Raw genomic sequence first — 17,603 nt, forward strand, 5'->3', positions numbered from 1 at the left:
CCGAACGCATTTTCTACACCGGTCCGTGGTTCACGATGACGCTCCTTCCGGAGCGGCGAAGGCGTGTCAACGGGCTTTCACCCTGCCGGACCCCGAACGCTCCCGGGAGACCCCGGCTGCGGAGGTCGTCCGGAGCCTGCGGGACGATCGCGGCCGAGCCCCCGCAACCTCGCCGCTTCTCGTGCTTTGTCCCTTCATGCGGCAGCGGTGGCCAGCGCGGTTGTGGATCGTCCGGCATGGGCAGAGCGCCGGCAATGTCGCGCGCGCCGAGGCGGCGGCGGCGGGGGAGGAGATGATCGACATCGCGGTGCGCGACGTCGACGTGCCGCTGTCGGCGCTGGGCGAGGCGCAGGCCGCGGCGCTCGGCCACTGGTTCGCCGGGCTCGGGCCGGAAGAGCGGCCGGAGGTGATCGTGTCCTCCTCTTATCTGCGCGCGCGGCAGACGGCGGAGGCGGTCTGCGGCCGGCTTCCGGACGCCTGCGGGGTGCGCGGCCCGATCATCGACGAGCGGCTGCGCGAGCGCGAGTTCGGCATCCTCGACCGGCTGACCGGCGACGGCATCCGCGCCCGCTTTCCCGACCAGGCGGAGCATCGCGCGCTGCTCGGCAAATTCTACCACCGGCCGCCCGGCGGCGAGAGCTGGGCCGACGTGATCCTGCGCCTCAGGAGCGCGCTCGACACGATCAGCCTCCACCATGCCGACCGCCGCGTGCTGATCGTCTGCCACCAGGTGGTGGTGCTGTGCCTGCGCTACATTCTGGAGGAACTGGACGAGGACGGCATCCTGCGCATCGACCGGGAGGCCGGGGTGCTGAACTGCGGCGTGTGCGAATATGAATTCGAGCCGGACGACGCGCGCGCCTGCATGCCGCGGCTGGTACGCTACAATTTCGCGGCGCCGCTGATCGAGGACCATGCGCCGCTCACCGCCGAGCCGGACGCGATCAGGGGCGCGCGATGACGGATTTCGAGATCCTGGACGCCGGCCTGCTGGCGCGGTTCCCGCTGCCGCATCATCCGGAGGATTCGGGCAAGGAGGACCGGGGGCGGCTGCTCGTCGTCGCCGGCAGCCGGGAATTGCCCGGTGCCGCCCTCCTCGCCGGGGTGGGCGCGCTGCGCGCCGGGGCGGGCAAGCTCCAGATCGCGACCGCGCGCAGCGTCGCCGTCCAGCTCGGCATCGCCGTCCCGGAGGCGCGGGTGATCGGCCATGACGAGACGGAGGACGGCTGCATCGCCGAGGAGGGGATCGCGCCGCTGGTCGGATGGGCGGAGAAGGCGCAGGCGGTGATGGTCGGCTGCGGCCTCCGGCAGGGGCCGCCGCTCGAAAAGCTGCTCGACGCGCTGCTCGGCTGCGGGGCGGAGATTCCGCTGGTGCTCGACGCGGCCGCGCTCGGCTGCCTCGACAAGCGGGTGGAGGCGGCGCGGGCGCGGCGCGGGGGCACGGTGGTGCTGCCGCATGCCGGCGAGGCGGCGGGTCTGCTCGGCACGACGCGCGAGGCGGTGGAGGCCGACCCGCTCGCCGCGGCCCGTACCGCCTCGGAACGGTTCGGCGCGGTCGCGGTGATCAAGGGACGCTACAGCTTCATCGTCGCCCCGGACGGCCGCGCCTTCCGCTTCGAAGGCGGCGGGGTGGGGCTGGCGACGTCGGGATCGGGCGACGCGCTGGCCGGCATCGTCGGCGGCCTCTGCGCGCGCGGCGCCGATCCGCTGACCGCCGCTTTGTGGGGCGTGTGGCTGCACGGCGAGGCCGGGCGGCGGCTGAGCCGGCAGGTCGGGCGGGTCGGCTTCCTGGCGCGCGAGTTGCTGGACGAGGTGCCGCGGCTGCTGGAGGGCGGCTAGAGTTTCGTCCCCCTCCCTGGGAACAGGGAGGGGTCAGGGGTGGGTCCGTCTCCGTTTCCCGGATTTCTCCGGAGGCGTACCCACCCCCGGCCCCTCCCTGCGTGCAGGGAGGGGAGTAGGAGGAGGGGGCGTTCCGTAGCATTGCGTATGTCGGCGCGGGCCGGAAACCGGCAATCCGGGCAGCATGAACTGGACAGCGATACGTCTCGAACTTGCGCGCACGCCGGAATTTCCGGGCGGTTCGGCCAGCCGCGCCTATCTTCTCCGCCTGCCGCTCGCCGAGGACGGCCTGATCGACGAGGCCGCGCTCAGCCGGCGGCCGGGGCAGGCGACGGTGCGCCGCTATTGGCCGAGCGAGCCCGACCTGTCGGGCCAGGTGATCCGCACCCAGAACGGCTGGGCGTTCAGCTACCGCGCCGGCGAGGAGGATGACGAACAGGTCTTCCACCTCGAAAGCCACCCGATCCGGCCGGGCGAATATGTGACGGTCACCGAACCGGACGGCCGGCGGCTACCGTTCCGGGTCGCCAGCGTGCGCGAACTCGCCTAAACGGGGTCCATGCAGTCCGAAGCGCCGGGCGGGGGCGACGCGCCGCCGCCGCAGCCGATCGAATCGAGCGAAGCGCATCTGCGCTCCATTCTCGCCACCGTTCCCGACGCAATGGTGGTGATCGACGCGCGCGGATCGATCCTGTCGTTCAGCGCCGCGGCCGAGCAGATGTTCGGTTATTCCGAAGCCGAGGTGCTGGGCGAGAATGTCAGCATCCTGATGCCCTCGCCCGACCGGGAGCGGCACGACGGCTATCTCGACCATTATCGCGCCACCGGCGAGCGGCGGATCATCGGCATCGGCCGGGTGACGACGGCGCGCCACCGCGACGGGTTCACCTTTCCGATCGAGCTCGCGGTCGGCGAGGCCTGGATCGGGGAGCGGCGCATCTTCACCGGCTTCATCCGCGACCTCACCGAACGGCAGCAGACCGAGCTTCGGCTCCAGGACCTGCAGTCCGAGCTCGCCCATGTCGGGCGGGTGAGCGAGATGGGGACGCTGGCCACCGCGCTCGCCCACGAGCTCAACCAGCCGCTGACCGCCGTCGCCAATTATTGCGAGACCGCGCGCGACCTGCTGGCCGGGGAGCCGGACGCCGAGACGCTGGCGATCATCCGCGAGGCGCTGGACGACGCCGCGAAGCAGTCGGTGCGGGCCGGCCAGATCGTCCGGCGGCTGCGCGACTTCATCACCCATGGCGAGACCGAGCGTCGGGTCGAGAGCCTGCCCCGGCTGATCAACGAGGCCAATGCGCTGGCCCTGGTCGGCTCGCGCGAGCACGGCATCGAGGTCGAGGTGCGGCTCGATCCCGGCGCGGGCGAGGTGCTGGTCGACCGCATCCAGGTCCAGCAGGTGCTGGTGAACCTGATCCGCAACGCGATCGACGCCATGGTGACGGCGCGCATGCGCCTCCTGACGCTGCGCACCAAGCGCGAGCCGGACGGATATGTGCGGATCAGCGTCGCCGACACCGGCCCCGGCATCGCGCCCGACATCGCCGCCCAGCTGTTCCAGCCCTTCGTCACGTCGAAGGAGAGCGGGATGGGCATCGGCCTGTCCATCTGCCAGTCGATCATCGAATCGCATGGCGGCCGCATCTGGTTCGAACCCGTGCCGGGCGGCGGCACCGTTTTCCACTTCACCTTGCCCGATGCGGGAGCCGAAGATGACTGACGACGCCAAGCCCCTCGTCCACCTGGTCGACGACGAGGAGGCGATCCGCCGATCGGCGGGCTTCATGCTGAAGACGTCCGGATACCGGGTCGAAACCTATGCGTCCGGCATGGAGCTGCTGAAGGACGCGCGGCGGCTGGAGCCGGGCTGCATCCTGCTCGACGTGCGCATGCCGGAGATGGACGGGCTGGAGGTGCAGAAGACGCTGCGCGACCAGGGCGTCGCCTTTCCGGTGATCGTGATGACGGGCCATGGCGACGTCGGCGTGGCGGTGAAAGCGATGAAGAACGGCGCGATCGACTTCATCGAAAAGCCGTTCGAAAAGGCGGTGTTGGTGGCGGCGCTGGAGGAAGGCTTCACGCGGCTGGAGCGCGCCGACCGCGGCCGCGAGCGCGCGGAGGAAGCCGCCGTCCGGCTCCAGGCGCTGACCCCGCGCGAGCGGGACGTGCTCGAAGGGCTGGCGCAGGGGCTGCCGAACAAGACCATCGCCTACGATCTCGGCATCAGCCCCCGGACGGTGGAGATCCACCGCGCCAACCTGATGAGCAAGCTCGAGGTGCGCAGCCTGTCGGACGCGCTGCGCATCGCCTTCGCCGCCGGCGTCGGCGAGGAGAAGGCGTAGGTACCGCAAAATATCCTCCCTGTGCCCGAAGGGCATGGGGAGGGGGACCATGCGTAGCATGGTGGAGGGGCGACCCACGCCGATTGCCCCTCCACCGCGCTACGCGCGGTCCCCCTCCCCATCGCCTGCGGCGACAGGGAGGATGGGAGCCTCTATGCGGCGCGGAAGCCGAGTTCGCGGACATAGGCCAGCCAGCGCTGCCGGCGGGCGCCGCTGCCTTCGACGCCGCCGATCACGTCGGAGCGCGGGCGGATGCCGACGAAGCGCAGGATGTTGCGCTCGAAGCTCTTCAGCGAATGGGCGCGGTAGACGATGCGGTAGATGAAGCCGGGCATGCCCATCGTCACCAGCACCCGGGCGGTCTTGCCCTTGAGCAGCTTCTCGGGCGTGCCGCCCTCGCGGTAGCGGAAGGCGAAGTCGGGCCGCGCCACCTGCTCCATGAAACCCTTGAACAAAGCCGGCATGTCGCCGAGCCACATCGGGTAGACGAACAAGAGATGGTCCGCCCAGCGCAGCGTCTCCTGCGCCTCCCTGATGTCGGGCGGGAGCTGGCCGCTCTGCCACTCGTCGCGGCCACGGATCAGCGGGAAGCCGAGCTTCGCGACGTCGATCCGGCGCACCTCGTGCCCCGCCTCGGCGGCGCCGTCCGCATAGGCGTCCGCCAGGGCATGGACGAAGCGGCCGGGCTCCGGATCGGGATGGCCGTCGACGATCGCGACCCGGGTCACAGCGAAATCCCCGCGATCAGGAGGAGAATGGCGGCCAGGCTGCCGGCGCCGGGCACGGCGCGCGCGGCCGGCCAGCGGTCGGTCTGTCGCGGAAAGGGCATGGCGATCTCCTTCGCATTCATGCCGCTATGTGGCCCGCGGGGCGGGGGCCGCGCGATAGGTATGGTTCCTTAGGCCGTCAGCTGGCCGGAGGGGCGGGGAGGGGGGCGTCGGCGCGCCACTGGCCGCTGTTGCGCCATGCCTCGCGCACCCGCGAATGGGGCAGCTGGTCGTCGCGGGGCGCTTCCGCCTTTGGGCTGCCCGGCTCGGTCCGGGGTGGGGCGACGGCGGCGCGGATCTCCGTTTCGGTGCGCGGCGCCGGCAGGCTGAAGGCCAGCGTCGGCGGCGGGGCGGCGCCGGCGCGCTTCTCGGGCTCGCGCCCGGCATAGGCCTGGCCGAAGGCGCGCGGCAGGCCCTCGGCCGCCGGCAGCCGGTAGAAATTGTGGCTGCCGATCACCGCCGTCTTCCACAAAACGGGCGCCCAATGCGGGAAGACGGCATGGGTGTGATAATGGGTCGAATGGCCGACGCGGGGGAAGGTCCGCCCCGCCAGCGCCTCGCCCGCCAGCCGGCGCGCGCGGTCCCAGGCCGGGCCGGACGGCCGAAGGCCGAGCGAGCCGTCGCAGGTGAAGGTGAACTGGCAGCCGCCGCCCGGGCTCATCGGCCCCTGATAGACGACGCCGCAGACGCTGTTCGGCCAGGACGGGTGGCGGACCCGGTTGAGCACGACCTGCGCGACCGCGCGCTGGCCGTCCTCGCCTTCCGAGCGCGCCTCGTAATAGATCGCCTCCGCGAGGCAATCGAGCGAGCGCGCCTGATCGAACGGAGTCGCGGCGCGCAGCACGACCGAGCGCGGGGCGGGGTTGGGCGCGTCGAAGATCGCCAGCTTCGCGTTGAGCTGTTCGGGCGTGGCGGCGGCGCTTTCCGCTTCGTCCGCCGTGGCGGCGGCGGCCGGGAGGGCGGAGGGCGTCGCGGCGTGCGCGGCGAGCGCGGGCGCGACCGGCACGGCGTGGAAGGCGCGCGGCGCGTCGTAGGACGGGACGCAGGACGCGCTGAACAGCAAGGCGGCGCCGGCGCCGGCCTGCAGCGCCGTCCGCTTCCTCCATCCCGTGTCCGTCTGCTGTTCCGGCGCCATCTACCCGCTTGCCTTTCGAGGGGCGATAAAGGGTTATAGCGCGGTTCGCTCCCGGGTTGCGCACCCCAAATTCCGCCCGTCCCGATAGGAGACAAGGGCTGCGATCGGGTTAAGACCGGCGCCCGCCGTCCTCCGGTCGATGCGGATCGGCGCTTCGTCGAAAGCGGGATCGTTTCGCCGACGCATCGCGCGCCGCCGTCGAAAGCCGCGCGCACCCCCCGGTGAATGGCGGCACAAACGGGACTGCGTCCGGCGGACGGCCTGGTCCTCGTCCCCCCTCCAGTCCTCCGCCGGACGCAGCCCGGAGCGGCGGTGCCCGCCGCCGCTCCAAAGCGTCAGGGAGATGCAAGATGATCGTTCGAAACGCGATGTTCGCCCTCGCCGCCTGCTGCGCCGCCGCCGTCGCCACCGGCCTCGCCGCCGGCCCTGCCGCGGCCCAGGACGTCGGCGGGCTCCAGGTCCGCCACGCCGACCTCAACCTCGCCTCGCCCGCCGGCCGCGCCGCGCTCGACCGGCGGATCGCCTTCGCCGCCGAACAGGCCTGCGGCGATCCCTGGACCGACCTGCTGGTGATGCAGCGCCTCGCCCGCAAGTGCCAGGACGATGCCGTCGCCGCCGCCCGCCCGCAGCGGGACGCCCTGCTGTCCGGCGAGCGCTTCGCCGCCATCACGGTCCGCCGCGCCCACGGCTGAACCCGGCCGCGCTTCCGGCTGTTTCCCGTTCACGTTCCGTCACATAATTGTCCGCGATCCGCGCTAGACGGCAGGGATCGAGGATGAGACGGGAAAGACGATGGACCGGGACGACGTGCCGACGAACCCGCACGCCGGGAGCGCGCCGACGATCGGCGATCTGATCGCACGGCGCTGGGACCGGCGGGGCGCGCTGAAGGGCCTGCTCGGCGCCGGCGTGATCGCAGGCCTCGCGCCGCAGCTGTCGGCCTGCGCCGGCCTCGGCGAGGCGCGCGCGAGCGCCGGCGGCGCCCGCTTCGCGGAACTCGGCCGCGGCATCGACACCGACCATCATGTCGCCCCCGGCCACCGCGCCGACGTGCTGATCCGCTGGGGCGACCCGCTGTTCCCGGGCATGGGCCCGTTCGATCCGATGCGGCAGAGCGCCGCCGATCAGGCGCGGCGCTTCGGCTACAACAACGATTTCGTCGGCCTCGTCCCGCTTCCGCCCCGCGCGCGCGGCGAGCAGCGCGCCCTGCTGTGCGTCAACCACGAATATACCAGTGCCGGGATGATGTTCCCCGGCGCCGCCGGACGGGCGCTCACCGCCGGAGAGTGCGAGATCGAGCAGGCCGCGCATGGCGGCACGGTGGTGGAGATCGCGCGCGCGCCGGGCGGGCGCTGGCGCTATCTTCAGGACAGCCGCTACAACCGGCGCATCACCGCCTCGACGCCGATGGAGCTGACCGGGCCGGCGGCGGGCAGCCCGCGCCTCGCCACCGCCGCCGATCCCGCCGCGCGCCGCGTGCTCGGCACTCTCAACAATTGCGCCGGCGGGATCACGCCCTGGGGCACCTGGCTGATGGCGGAGGAGAATTTCAACGGCTACTTCACCGGCGCGGCGGCGGGGCCGGAGGCGGCGAACCACCGCCGCTACGGCGTCGGCGAAGGCGGGCGCCCATGGGGCCGCTTCGATCCGCGCTTCGACCTTGCCCGCACCCCCAACGAGCCCAACCGCTTCGGCTGGGTGGTGGAGGTCGATCCGGCCGATCCCGCCTCCGCGCCGAAGAAGCGCACCGCATTGGGCCGCTTCAAGCATGAAGGGGCGGAAAGCGTCGTCAACCGCGACGGCCGCGTCGTCGTCTATATGGGCGACGACCAGAGGTTCGATTATGTCTACAAATTCGTGACCGCCGACGCGTTCGACCCGCGCGATCCGGCGCGCAATCGCGACCTGCTCGATAACGGCACGCTCTATGTCGCGCGGTTCGACGCGGACGGGACGCTCGCATGGCTGCCGCTGGTCCATGGCCGCGGGCCGCTCGTCGCGGCGAACGGCTTCGCGAGCCAGGCGGACGTGGTGATCGAGGCGCGCCGCGCCGCCGACCTGTTGGGCGCGACGCCGATGGACCGGCCGGAGGACGTCGAGCCCGATCCGCGCACCGGCCGGGTCTATGTGATGCTCACCAACAATGCCCGCCGCACCGCCGACCAGGTGGACGCGGCCAATCCGCGCGCCGCCAACGCCTTCGGCCATATCGTCGAGATCGTGGAGCCGGACGGCGACTTCGCCGCCGAACGGGCGCGCTGGGACATATTGGTGAAGTGCGGCGATCCTGAGGTGGCGCGGGTCGGCGCGATGTGGGGGCCGGGCACCAGCCGCGACGGCTGGTTCGCCTATCCCGACAATGTCGCCGTGGATTCCGAAGGACGGCTGTGGGTGTCGACCGACGGTCCGGAGGAAGGGATGGGCTGCGCCAACGGCGTGTGGACGGTGGAGGCGGAAGGGCCGCGGCGCGGCCGCTCCACCCTCTTCTATCGCGGCCCGACCGGCGCGGAGATTTGCGGGCCGCGCTTCTTCCCCGACGGCGCGACCTTCTTCGCCGCGGTCCAGCATCCGGGCGAGGACGGCGAGAATTATCCGCCGCACGGCCGCCCTTCGACCTTCGCCGATCCCTCCACCCGCTGGCCCGATTTCACGCCCGACATACCGCCGCGCCCGTCGGTGGTGGCGATCCGCCGGGACGATGGCGGCCGGATCGGCTGAGCGGAGCCCGGCAAGGCGCACCCGCTGCCCATGCCGCTGGCTATTTTCCGATTCGCGAGGCAAGCAAGGCATGAGGAACAGGCAGCGTCGCATCGACGCAGCCTCGGGAGTCCAGGATGAGAGAGATCGGGATCAGGACGTGGTCGGGCATCGCGGCCGGCCTGCTGCTTTGCGGGGCGAGCGGCGCGGCCGCGCAGACGGGCTCGCCGCCCGCCATGGTCCCGCTCGCGAGGGACTGCGCGGCGCCGGGCACGGACGACATCGTCGTCTGCGCGGGGCGTGAGCCGAACTCGCCCTATCGCCTGCCTCCGCAGCCGGACGGGTTCGATCCCTTCGGTACGGTCGAAAGCGTGTCGCGCGAACGCAACCGGCTGATCGATGTCGGGGCGGAAGGAACCGGATCATGCTCGACCGTCGGGGTGGGCGGCTGGACCGGCTGCGGCGCCATCGCCTTCAAGCAACGGATCGAGCAGCAGGCCGACGCCGAGCGCAACCGCGAGCCGTGGCGGGTGTCGGTCCGGGCCGGTCCGATGCGCCCGGCCGGCGAGCCGCGCTGACGAAAGCGTCCGGGGGCCGGGCTCCTTCCGTTCAGCCGGTGCCGGTTTCCACGCTGCGGTCGTCCTCGGCGATCTCGCGCAGCTCGCGGATCGACAGGCCTGCCGGGATCGATCCGGTCAGCGCGCCGTCGCCGGCCGCGCGGTGCGCCTTGTCGGTCGGCGCGCCGCTTTCGGTATGGGTCTCCTCCGACGCCAGCGGCCCGCCGCGGGGGCTGTCCTTCGCCGCCTCATCGACCTTCCTCTCGTCCATGCGCGCCATCTCCTCAGCCGCTGCTTCGGCGTAGAGACGAACGGCGCCGGGCGGCGTTCCCGCGCCCGGGGAGAAGGCGGCTCAGTCCTTCCAGGCCCAGAAGAGCTGGGCGGGGGGGATGTTGCGCCATTCGAAGCCGCGGTCGATGCGGTCGAAATGCGGGGCGATGAAGTCGCGCACCTTGGGCGAGAATTGGTAGACCAGGAAGGCGCCGCCCGGGCGGATCGCCTCCGACGTCTCGGCCGCGATCTTGGGGCCGAGCCCGGCCGGCAGGGTCGAGAAAGGGATGCCGGACAGGATGTAATCGGCATTGTCGAAGCCGCGGTCCTTCATGATCTTGCGGACGTTGGCGGCCGATCCCGTCACCGCGTCGAGCCGGCTGTCGGCGAACTTGGCGTTGAGATAATGGGTGAAATCGGCGTTGGTGTCGATCGCGATCAGGGTCGCGTCCGGCGCCATCCGCTCCAGCACATGTTCGGTGAAGGTGCCGACGCCCGGGCCATATTCGACGAACAGCTTGCAATTGGCCCAATCGACCGGGTCCAGCATCTTGTCGATCAGCATCTTCGAGGAGGGGATCACCGATCCCACCATCACCGGATGCTTGATGAAGCCGCGCAGGAACTGCCACAGCGGACCGCCGCCGGAGCGGCGTCCGAACGTCTCCTCGCCGCGCGCTTCTTTCATCGATACCGACATTCCAGCTCCTGTTCGTTCGGGCGCGAAACGGTGCGTTGGCAAATCGCCGCCGCCTTGGCAAGGGCGCCCCCGGCCCGCCGCGCATAAGTGTCGAATTCGCAAGGACAACATTCGAGCCTTTGAAAAGGGTCCGGGAGAAATATGGCGGCTGCGGGGTTGCGCGGGCCGCCAAACCATGCCTTGGCGAGGGCGCGTGAACGGATACGGTCTCTCCCGCGGGCGCTTCGCCCTCCTCTTCGCCGTGATGCTGGTCGCCGCTTCAGGCAACACGGCGATGCAGTCGCTGATGCCGTCGATCGGACGCGAGCTCGGCATCGCCGACATCTGGGTGGCGATCGCCTTTTCCCTCTCCGCGGTCGTCTGGGTGTGCACGGCGCCGCACTGGGCGCGGCGCGCCGACCGGCGCGGGCGGCGGGCGCTGATGCGGCTGGGGCTCTACGGCTTCATCGTGTCGATGCTGATCTGCGGCGGCATCCTTGCCGCCGGGCTGGCGGGCGCGGTGCCGCCGATGGTCGTGTTCATCGTCTTCATGCTGGGACGCACCTTCTACGGCGCGTTCGGTTCGGCCTCGCCGCCCGCCGTCCAGGCCTATGTCGCGGCGCGGACCGAGGGGGAGCAGCGCACCAACGCGCTGTCGGCCATGGCCTCCTCCTTCGGGCTCGGCACCATCATCGGCCCGGCGATCGCGCCCTTGTTCATCTTCTACCCGCTCGGCCTTTCCGGCCCGCTGGTCGTGTTCGCCGCGATCGGCGTCGCCGTCCTCCTCGCCGTCATCTTCCGCCTGCCCGACGACACCCCCAGGGCGGAGGCGCGCGGCCAGGTGATGAGCTATCCCTCGATCGGCGGGACCGGCGCGGCGCTGGAGCGGCCGACGCCCGGTCCGATGCCGCTGCGCTGGCGCGACCGGCGCATCCTGTCGTGGCACATGATCGGCGTGGTCGGCGGGCACGGCCATGCCGCCCTGCTGGGCGTGATCGGCTTCCTGGTGATCGACCGGCTGGCGCTGCCCGCCGCCGACGCGCAGCAGTGGATCGCGATCGTGCTGATCGCGGGCGCGGCGGCGAGCCTGCTCGCGCAATGGTGGCTGATCCCGCAGCTCGGCCTCGACCCGCGCCAGCTCGTCATGTGGGGGGCGCTGCTGGCCGCGGGCGGCGTGCTGCTGACCGGGCTCGCCGACGGCATCTACGGGATCACGCTCGGCTTCGCGCTCGCGTCGCTGGGCTACGGCTTCTTCCGGCCGGGCTTCACCAGCGGCGCCTCGCTCGCCGTGCGGCCGGACGAGCAGAATGCGGTGGCCGGCATGGTCACGTCGGTGAACGGCGTCGCCTTCATCGCCGCGCCGGCGCTCGGCATCCTGCTCTACGGCATCGCGCTGCCGCTGCCCTTCCTCGTCACCGGCGCGCTGATGCTGGGCCTCGCCGGCTGGACCTGGCTGTTCTTCAGGCCTTCTCCCCCCGCGGCGTGAGCATGCCGGGCGACACGAAGCCGATGCCCGCCGAAGCGCTCATCGCGTCCTGCTTGAGCTTCGCCTGGATCTGCTCATATTCGCGCTCCATCTCCTCGGTGACGGAGGCGCGGGTTTCCTCGAGTGCCCGCTCGAACTCCGACATGCCGACCTTGCGCGCCTCGATCGATCCGCGCAGCGCGAACAGGCCCGCCCGGCGGACGAGATCCTCGAGATCGGCGCCGGTGAAGCGCTCGGTGCGCCGCGCCAGCGCGTCGAGGTCGACATCCTCGCCGAGCGGCATGCCGCCGGTATGGATGCCGAGGATGTGGCGCCGCCCGGCCTGGTCCGGCACCGACACGTAGATCAGCTCGTCGAAGCGGCCGGGGCGGAGCAAGGCCGGATCGATGAGGTTCGGCCGGTTGGTGGCGCCGATCACCACCACCGACTGCAGTTCCTCCAGCCCGTCCATCTCGGCGAGGATGGTGTTCACCACCCGCTCGGTCACCTGCGGCTCGCCCATGCCGCCGCCGCGGGCGGGGACCAGGCTGTCGAGCTCGTCGATGAAGATGACGGTGGGCGCGACCTGGCGGGCGCGGGCGAACAGGCGGGCGATCTGCTGCTCGCTCTCGCCATACCATTTGGACAATAGGTCCGACGATTTGGTGGCGATGAAATTCGCCTCCGCCTCGCGCGCCGTCGCCTTGGCGAGCAGGGTCTTGCCGGTGCCCGGCGGCCCGTAGAGCAGGAAGCCCTTGGCCGGGCGTATGCCGAGCCGGCGGAAGGCGTCGGGATGCTTCAGCGGCAGCTCCACCCCCTCGCGCAGCCGCTCGCGCGCCTCGTCGACGCCGCCGACGTCGCTCCAGCCGACATTGGGCGCCTGCACCATCACCTCGCGCATCGCGGAGGGCTGGACGCGCTTCAGCGCCTCGTCGAAGTCGCGGCGGGTGACCGACAGATTGTCGAGCACCTCGGGCGGAATCGTCCCTTCCTCGAGGTTCAGCTGCGGCATGATCCGGCGCACCGCCTCGATCGCCGCCTCGCGAGTGAGCGCGGCGAGGTCGGCGCCGACGAAGCCGTAGGTCTTGCGCGCCAGCTCCCGAAGCTCGATCCCGTCGTCGAGCGGCATGCCGCGGGTGTGGATGGCGAGGATCTCGCGCCGTCCGTTCTCGTCCGGCACGCCGATCACGATCTCGCGGTCGAACCGGCCGGGCCGGCGCAGCGCCTCGTCGATCGCCTCGGGCCGGTTGGTGGCGGCGATCACGACCAGATTCTGCCGCGGCTCCAGCCCGTCGAGCAGGGTCAGCAGCTGCGCAACCAGCCGCTTCTCGGTCTCGCCCTGGACCTGGGTGCGCTTGGGCGCGATCGAATCGATCTCGTCGATGAAGATGATGGAGGGCGCGGCCTTGCCCGCTTCCTCGAACAATTCGCGCAGCCTTTTCTCGCTCTCGCCATAGGCCGAGCCCATGATCTCCGGCCCGGCGATGTGGAAGAAGTTGGCGTCGCTCTCGTTGGCGACGGCACGCGCCAGCCTCGTCTTGCCGGTGCCGGGCGGGCCGTGGAGCAGCACGCCCTTGGGCGGATCGACGCCGAGCCGTTCGAAGATTTCGGGATAGCGCAAGGGCAGCTCCACCATCTCGCGCAGCTGGTCGATGGTGGCGCCGATGCCGCCGAGATCGTCATAGGTGACGTCGGCGCGCCGCGTCTCCTTGGCTTCCGTATATTCGGGCCGGAGCTCGACCTCGGTCGACTGGTCGATATGGACGATACCCTTGGGGCTGGTCGACACGACGAGCAGGCGGATTTCCTGCAACGCATAAGCCGGCGCCTGCAGCATCTGGCGAAGCTCGGGCGGGATGTCGCCACGCTGGACCTGCTGCTGGCCGGTGGTGGAAACGACGTCGCCGGCGGTGAGCGGCTTCATCCCGAAGGTGCGCTTCAGCGCGTTGGCCGATCCCTGGAGGCGCAGATTCTTCTGGGCGGGCGCGAACACGACGCGCTGGGCGGCCTTGCTCTCGGCCTTGCGGACCTCGACGAAGTCGCCCGATCCGATCTCGGCATTGGCGCGCTGCAGGCCGTCGAGGCGGATGATGCTCAGCCCCTCGTCCTCGGGATAGGGGCCGACGGCGCGGGCGGGGGTGGTGCGCTTGCCGACCAGTTCGATCACGTCGCCGTCGGCGAGGCCGAGCTCGTTCATCAGCGCCCGCGGAAGCCTGGCGAGGCCGCGTCCGCTGTCGTCGGGGCGCATCGTCGCCACCTGAAGCCGCCTCGGCCGTTGTTCCTCGTCCGCCATTCCCTGCTCTCCTGCCGATCGGCCCTGGGGGTAGATAGGGACAACGGCGGTCCGGCCCCAAGGGGTCCCGCGAAAAATGATTCCGGCGCCGAAAAGAAGCTCACCTGGATCAGCCCCAGTTGGGCGTTGACCGGCGGCGCGCAGCCACTATCAGGCCGGCCGGATGGACTGGCTTACCCTGAAGGACTGGCTGGGCGAGGTCACCGGGCTCGGCGAGGATGCGCTGCACATCTACGCCGCGCTGGTGATCCAGCTCACCGCCGCTCTCGTGCTGCGGCGCTCGCTCGCGAGCCCGCTTCCCTGGCTGTGCGTGCTGGCGGTGCTGCTGGTCAACGAATGGCTCGACATCACCTTGCCGGAAGGCCCGGTCGAGCGATGGCAGATCGACGGCGGCATCCAGGATCTGTGGAACACGATGCTGCTTCCCACGGTGCTGCTGCTCATGGCGCGCTATGCGCCGGGGCTGATGGTCGCGGAGCGGAAGGGGGCGTCCGAGCCGGCAGAGCGGGACGAGGGTTCGATCCTTTAGCTTCCCGAGGCGCTGTTACCCCTCCACCAGCCTTCGCCTGGTCCCGAATTGCAGGGGAGGATTGCTCCCCGGCCTCAGTAGAAATCGACCTTGTCGTAATGGGCGGGGGGCGCGATGACTTCCATCCGCTCGCCGAGCAGAGGCCGGAAGCTCGGCCGCGACTTCATCACCGCATACCAGTCGACGGTCTGCTGGTGGCCGCGCCAATCGACCCCGCCGAGATAGTCGGCGACCGACAGATGGGCGGCGGCGGTCAGATCGGCGAGGCTCAGCACCGGCCCCGCCAGCCAGCGGCGATGGTCGAGCAGATAGTCGATATAGTCGAGATGCTGGTTGGCGACCTTCATCGCCTCGCGCAGGATCTTGGTGTCGGGCGGGTCGCGGCTGACGAGCCGCTTGCGCATCCGCTCTTCCATCAGCGGCGCGACCACTTCGCCGAACAGTTTCTCGTCGAACCAGGCGACCAGCCGGCGCACCTCGGCGCGGTTGGCGGCGGTGCCCGGGATCATCGGCGCGCGGTCGATAGTCTCTTCGAAATATTCGCAGATCGCCTGGCTGTCGATCAGGATGGTGCCCTGGTTCGGCTCGACCAGAACCGGCGTGGTGCCGGCCGGGTTCATGTCCAGGAATTCGTCGCGTTCGGCCCAGGGCGTCTCGCGCACCAGCTCGTGCGCGACGCCCTTCTCGCCGAGCATCAGCCGGACCTTGCGCGAGAAGGGGCAGAGCGGGAATTGGTAGAGTTGCCACATGGAAAGCGGTTCTTAGCGCGCCCGCGCGCCGCGTCCACCGCCCATGTGAAGGCCGGCTTCTTTTCCGGCCGTCCGGAGCCGCTTAGCGGTAGGGACGCCCGCGGGCGCGGCCCTCGCGCATCGCTTCCTCGACGTTGCGCTCGAGATCGGCGAGCGAGCGGCGCATCACCGGCGCGACCACGGCCAGCGCTTCCATCATCCCGCCCAGATTGGCGGTAACGCCGTAGAGCGAATGGCGCATCCGGTCCTCGAAATAGGGGTCGTCGCGGCCGGCCATGTCGCGCACCGTGCGCTCGCCGCGATGGTAGCGGCGCTCGCGGCCATAGGGATCGAGCGCGTCGGCCAGCGGCGCGATGTCGAGATCGAGCACGGCGCCGAGCACCCGGTCCATCGCATGGCCATATTCCTCGACCCGTTCGGCCGGCGGGATGGCGGCGACGATCGCGTCGTCCATGTCCTCGTGGAAAATCTGCGCGCCGGCGGTTCCGGGCACGGCGATCGCCAGCGCGGACGCGGCGGCGAGGATAAGCTTACGCATGACGGGCCTCCTGTTGTCGTCCCATGGGGGCGCCGCGAACAACGCGCGCGGGACGGGCTCGGTTGCGCCCCTCTACTGCCCTCCCGATGAGTCCAGCCTGAACGAAAATACCCCGGCCGCGCAACGGTTTGGCTGGATCAGCGCTCGTCGCGGATCGCGCGTTCCACCGCTTCGGCCTCTTCGTCGATGCGGCCGAGCCGTTCCTGACGCGCTTCCTCGATCATGCGGTTCCAGTTGATCTCGTCGCGGCCCTGGCGCTCGGCGCGGGCGCGGCGGACCAGATCGGCATAGCAGCCGCTGGCGCCGCCGGGCCCGACGGGCGAGCAGCTGCCGATCCCCTCGCGGCCGACATAGGACAGCTCGATCGCGCGGTTGGCCCAGCTGTCGTTGCGCGGATCGGCGGGGTTGCCGCGCAGCTGGTTGGGGATGCGGAACCTCTCCTCCTCGTCGAGGCGGGCGCACACGATGATCTCGTCCGGCGTGCTCTGCGGACAGGCGTCGTTGCCGTAGACGATGAGCTGGTTGATCTTGACGTCGTCGGGCGCGGCCTGGGCGGCGGCGGCGAACAGCAGGGCGGCGGCGATGAAGGACATTGCGGGTCAGATCCTCTTGGAAAGTGCAATCGCCGCGCGGCAGCCGGCGCGGATCAGGGCGGAAAGGACGGGATAGCCGAACGTGTCCTCGGCGCCGGCGGCGATCGCCGAATCGCGATGCTCCAGCTCTTCCGCCTGGAATTCGGCGATGGTGGCGGCGAGCTCCGGCTCCTCGGCGCCGAGCGCGCGCAGCTGCCCGGCATAATGTTTGTCGATCTCGGTCTCGACCGCGGCGGTGCAGGCCATGGCGGCCTGCGGGCTGATCAGCGCGGTCGCGGCGCCGAGCGCATGGCCGGCGACGTTCCAGATCGGCTGCAGCAGGGTCGGGCGCACGCCGCGCTCGGCCAGCAATTCGTCGAACCGCTTCAGGTGCCGCGCTTCCTGCAGCGCCATCTTAGAGATTTCGCGGGCGCAGGAATGGCGGTCGCCGAGCACGGCGAGCTGGCCGGCATAGATGCGCGTGGCGCCGAACTCGCCCGCCTGGTCCACCCGAAGGATCGAATGGATGTCGGGACGCTCGTCGCCCGGCCGCCAGGCCGGCGAGGCCGGTCTCAGTTCCGGATGCGTGGTCGTCTCAGGCTCAGCCATAGGATCACCAGTGAAAGTCCGATCGATACGATCGCGTTCCACCCCGCCATCGAAATGGCGAGGAACGACCAGGGCACCTGATCGCAGCGCACCAGCGGGGCGGCCATGATCTGCTTCAGCAGATCCTCGGTCGAGCCCGCGGTCACGGCGGCCGTGCACTGCGTCATGCCCTGGAAGATACCCGCTTCGATGCCGGCATGCCAGGCGCCGATCGCCCCGCTCGCGAAGATGAACAGGGCGGCGAGCCAGACGAAGCTGCGGCCCCGGTCGGCGAGGCCGCGAAAGGCGAAGGCGCACAGTGCGAAGGCCAGCGCCGCCATGTGCGCCCAGCGCTGCCAGTAGCACATGTCACACGGGAACAGGCCGCCGATATATTGGAAGCCGTAGGCGCCGGCGAGCAAAGCGGCGGGCACGAGCAGCGCGAGGATGCGCGCCTGCGCGAGCGACGTCGTCGGCATGCGCGGTTCCGCCTCCCCCGGCGTCCGGTCAGCGCCGGCCGGCGGCGGCGGCGCGGGCGGCACGACGCGGCCCGAACTGACAGAAAGTGCCGAGCCAGGCG

The 17,603-nt window shown here is 70.8% G+C and carries 20 protein-coding genes; 10 read left to right on the forward strand and 10 right to left on the reverse strand.

Annotation, left to right across the window (positions count from 1 at the left end; genetic code table 11):
* Positions 1 to 196: 196 nt before the first annotated feature.
* The 5 genes from ACK4K7_RS04270 (at position 197) to ACK4K7_RS04290 (ending at position 4,184) form a co-directional block, all read left to right on the forward strand.
* A complete protein-coding gene (locus ACK4K7_RS04270; protein WP_431863985.1) occupies positions 197 to 961 on the forward strand; it encodes a histidine phosphatase family protein in 765 nt (254 codons plus the stop codon).
* Positions 958 to 1,839, forward strand: a complete 882-nt coding sequence (locus ACK4K7_RS04275) for an NAD(P)H-hydrate dehydratase (RefSeq protein ID WP_431863986.1) — start codon at positions 958 to 960, stop codon at positions 1,837 to 1,839. The genes ACK4K7_RS04270 and ACK4K7_RS04275 overlap by 4 nt, the downstream gene beginning before the upstream one ends.
* 184 nt (positions 1,840 to 2,023) lie before the next feature.
* A complete protein-coding gene (locus ACK4K7_RS04280; protein ID WP_431863987.1) occupies positions 2,024 to 2,389 on the forward strand; it encodes a hypothetical protein in 366 nt (121 codons plus the stop codon).
* A gap of 9 nt (positions 2,390 to 2,398) precedes the next feature.
* On the forward strand, positions 2,399 to 3,562 hold the full coding sequence (locus tag ACK4K7_RS04285) for a sensor histidine kinase (RefSeq protein ID WP_431863988.1): 1,164 nt from the start codon (positions 2,399 to 2,401) through the stop codon (positions 3,560 to 3,562).
* A complete protein-coding gene (locus ACK4K7_RS04290; protein ID WP_431863989.1) occupies positions 3,555 to 4,184 on the forward strand; it encodes a response regulator transcription factor in 630 nt (209 codons plus the stop codon). The genes ACK4K7_RS04285 and ACK4K7_RS04290 overlap by 8 nt, the downstream gene beginning before the upstream one ends.
* A gap of 152 nt (positions 4,185 to 4,336) precedes the next feature.
* Here the strand turns inward: ACK4K7_RS04290 and ACK4K7_RS04295 are convergent, their stop codons facing one another.
* Positions 4,337 to 4,912: an NAD(P)H-dependent oxidoreductase gene (locus ACK4K7_RS04295; RefSeq protein ID WP_431863990.1), complete on the reverse strand. Its 576-nt coding sequence runs from the start codon at positions 4,910 to 4,912 to the stop codon at positions 4,337 to 4,339.
* 178 nt (positions 4,913 to 5,090) lie between these two features.
* Entirely contained in the window at positions 5,091 to 6,086 is a 996-nt protein-coding gene (locus tag ACK4K7_RS04300; protein WP_431863991.1) for a cell wall hydrolase, read from the reverse strand.
* A 350-nt stretch (positions 6,087 to 6,436) separates the two neighbouring features.
* Here ACK4K7_RS04300 and ACK4K7_RS04305 point away from each other — a divergent pair, with 350 nt between their 5' ends.
* From ACK4K7_RS04305 to ACK4K7_RS04315, 3 genes are all read left to right on the forward strand, one after another.
* Positions 6,437 to 6,778 carry a UrcA family protein gene (locus ACK4K7_RS04305; protein WP_431863992.1) on the forward strand — a complete coding sequence of 114 codons (342 nt, stop codon included), beginning with the start codon at positions 6,437 to 6,439 and terminating at the stop codon, positions 6,776 to 6,778.
* Positions 6,779 to 6,878: 100 nt separating this feature from the next.
* Positions 6,879 to 8,804, forward strand: a complete 1,926-nt coding sequence (locus ACK4K7_RS04310; protein WP_431863993.1) for a PhoX family protein — start codon at positions 6,879 to 6,881, stop codon at positions 8,802 to 8,804.
* Positions 8,805 to 8,920: 116 nt separating this feature from the next.
* Positions 8,921 to 9,361, forward strand: a complete 441-nt coding sequence (locus ACK4K7_RS04315; protein WP_431863994.1) for a hypothetical protein — start codon at positions 8,921 to 8,923, stop codon at positions 9,359 to 9,361.
* 31 nt (positions 9,362 to 9,392) lie between these two features.
* Here ACK4K7_RS04315 and ACK4K7_RS04320 read toward each other — a convergent pair whose 3' ends face one another.
* Together ACK4K7_RS04320 and ACK4K7_RS04325 are read right to left on the reverse strand one after the other, a co-directional pair.
* Positions 9,393 to 9,611 carry a hypothetical protein gene (locus ACK4K7_RS04320; RefSeq protein ID WP_431863995.1) on the reverse strand — a complete coding sequence of 73 codons (219 nt, stop codon included), beginning with the start codon at positions 9,609 to 9,611 and terminating at the stop codon, positions 9,393 to 9,395.
* Between the two features lie 81 nt (positions 9,612 to 9,692).
* On the reverse strand, positions 9,693 to 10,310 hold the full coding sequence (locus ACK4K7_RS04325; RefSeq protein ID WP_431863996.1) for a class I SAM-dependent methyltransferase: 618 nt from the start codon (positions 10,308 to 10,310) through the stop codon (positions 9,693 to 9,695).
* A 193-nt stretch (positions 10,311 to 10,503) separates the two neighbouring features.
* Here ACK4K7_RS04325 and ACK4K7_RS04330 point away from each other — a divergent pair, with 193 nt between their 5' ends.
* Positions 10,504 to 11,775: an MFS transporter gene (locus ACK4K7_RS04330; RefSeq protein WP_431863997.1), complete on the forward strand. Its 1,272-nt coding sequence runs from the start codon at positions 10,504 to 10,506 to the stop codon at positions 11,773 to 11,775.
* On the opposite strand, the gene ACK4K7_RS04335 is transcribed toward ACK4K7_RS04330, so the two are convergent.
* Positions 11,750 to 14,047, reverse strand: coding sequence for a CDC48 family AAA ATPase (locus ACK4K7_RS04335; RefSeq protein ID WP_431863998.1), 2,298 nt, complete (start codon positions 14,045 to 14,047; stop codon positions 11,750 to 11,752). The genes ACK4K7_RS04330 and ACK4K7_RS04335 overlap by 26 nt on opposite strands.
* A gap of 163 nt (positions 14,048 to 14,210) precedes the next feature.
* Here ACK4K7_RS04335 and ACK4K7_RS04340 point away from each other — a divergent pair, with 163 nt between their 5' ends.
* Positions 14,211 to 14,576, forward strand: coding sequence for a hypothetical protein (locus ACK4K7_RS04340; protein ID WP_431863999.1), 366 nt, complete (start codon positions 14,211 to 14,213; stop codon positions 14,574 to 14,576).
* A 74-nt stretch (positions 14,577 to 14,650) separates the two neighbouring features.
* Here the strand turns inward: ACK4K7_RS04340 and ACK4K7_RS04345 are convergent, their stop codons facing one another.
* The 5 genes from ACK4K7_RS04345 to ACK4K7_RS04365 form a co-directional block, all read right to left on the reverse strand.
* On the reverse strand, positions 14,651 to 15,325 hold the full coding sequence (locus tag ACK4K7_RS04345) for a glutathione S-transferase family protein (protein WP_431864000.1): 675 nt from the start codon (positions 15,323 to 15,325) through the stop codon (positions 14,651 to 14,653).
* An 82-nt stretch (positions 15,326 to 15,407) separates the two neighbouring features.
* Positions 15,408 to 15,863, reverse strand: coding sequence for a hypothetical protein (locus ACK4K7_RS04350; RefSeq protein ID WP_431864001.1), 456 nt, complete (start codon positions 15,861 to 15,863; stop codon positions 15,408 to 15,410).
* 137 nt (positions 15,864 to 16,000) lie between these two features.
* Positions 16,001 to 16,456 carry a hypothetical protein gene (locus ACK4K7_RS04355; protein ID WP_431864002.1) on the reverse strand — a complete coding sequence of 152 codons (456 nt, stop codon included), beginning with the start codon at positions 16,454 to 16,456 and terminating at the stop codon, positions 16,001 to 16,003.
* A 6-nt stretch (positions 16,457 to 16,462) separates the two neighbouring features.
* Entirely contained in the window at positions 16,463 to 17,044 is a 582-nt protein-coding gene (locus ACK4K7_RS04360) for a demethoxyubiquinone hydroxylase family protein (protein WP_431864003.1), read from the reverse strand.
* The gene (locus ACK4K7_RS04365) at positions 17,008 to 17,502 is read right to left on the reverse strand and encodes a disulfide bond formation protein B (RefSeq protein ID WP_431864004.1); all 495 of its coding nucleotides are present in this window, start codon (positions 17,500 to 17,502) and stop codon (positions 17,008 to 17,010) included. Before ACK4K7_RS04365 ends, ACK4K7_RS04360 begins: the two co-directional genes overlap by 37 nt.
* Between the last annotated feature and the right edge of the window lie 101 nt (positions 17,503 to 17,603).

Source organism: Allosphingosinicella sp. (assembly GCF_046295735.1).
In the GTDB taxonomy this organism is placed as follows: Bacteria; Pseudomonadota; Alphaproteobacteria; order Sphingomonadales; family Sphingomonadaceae; genus Allosphingosinicella.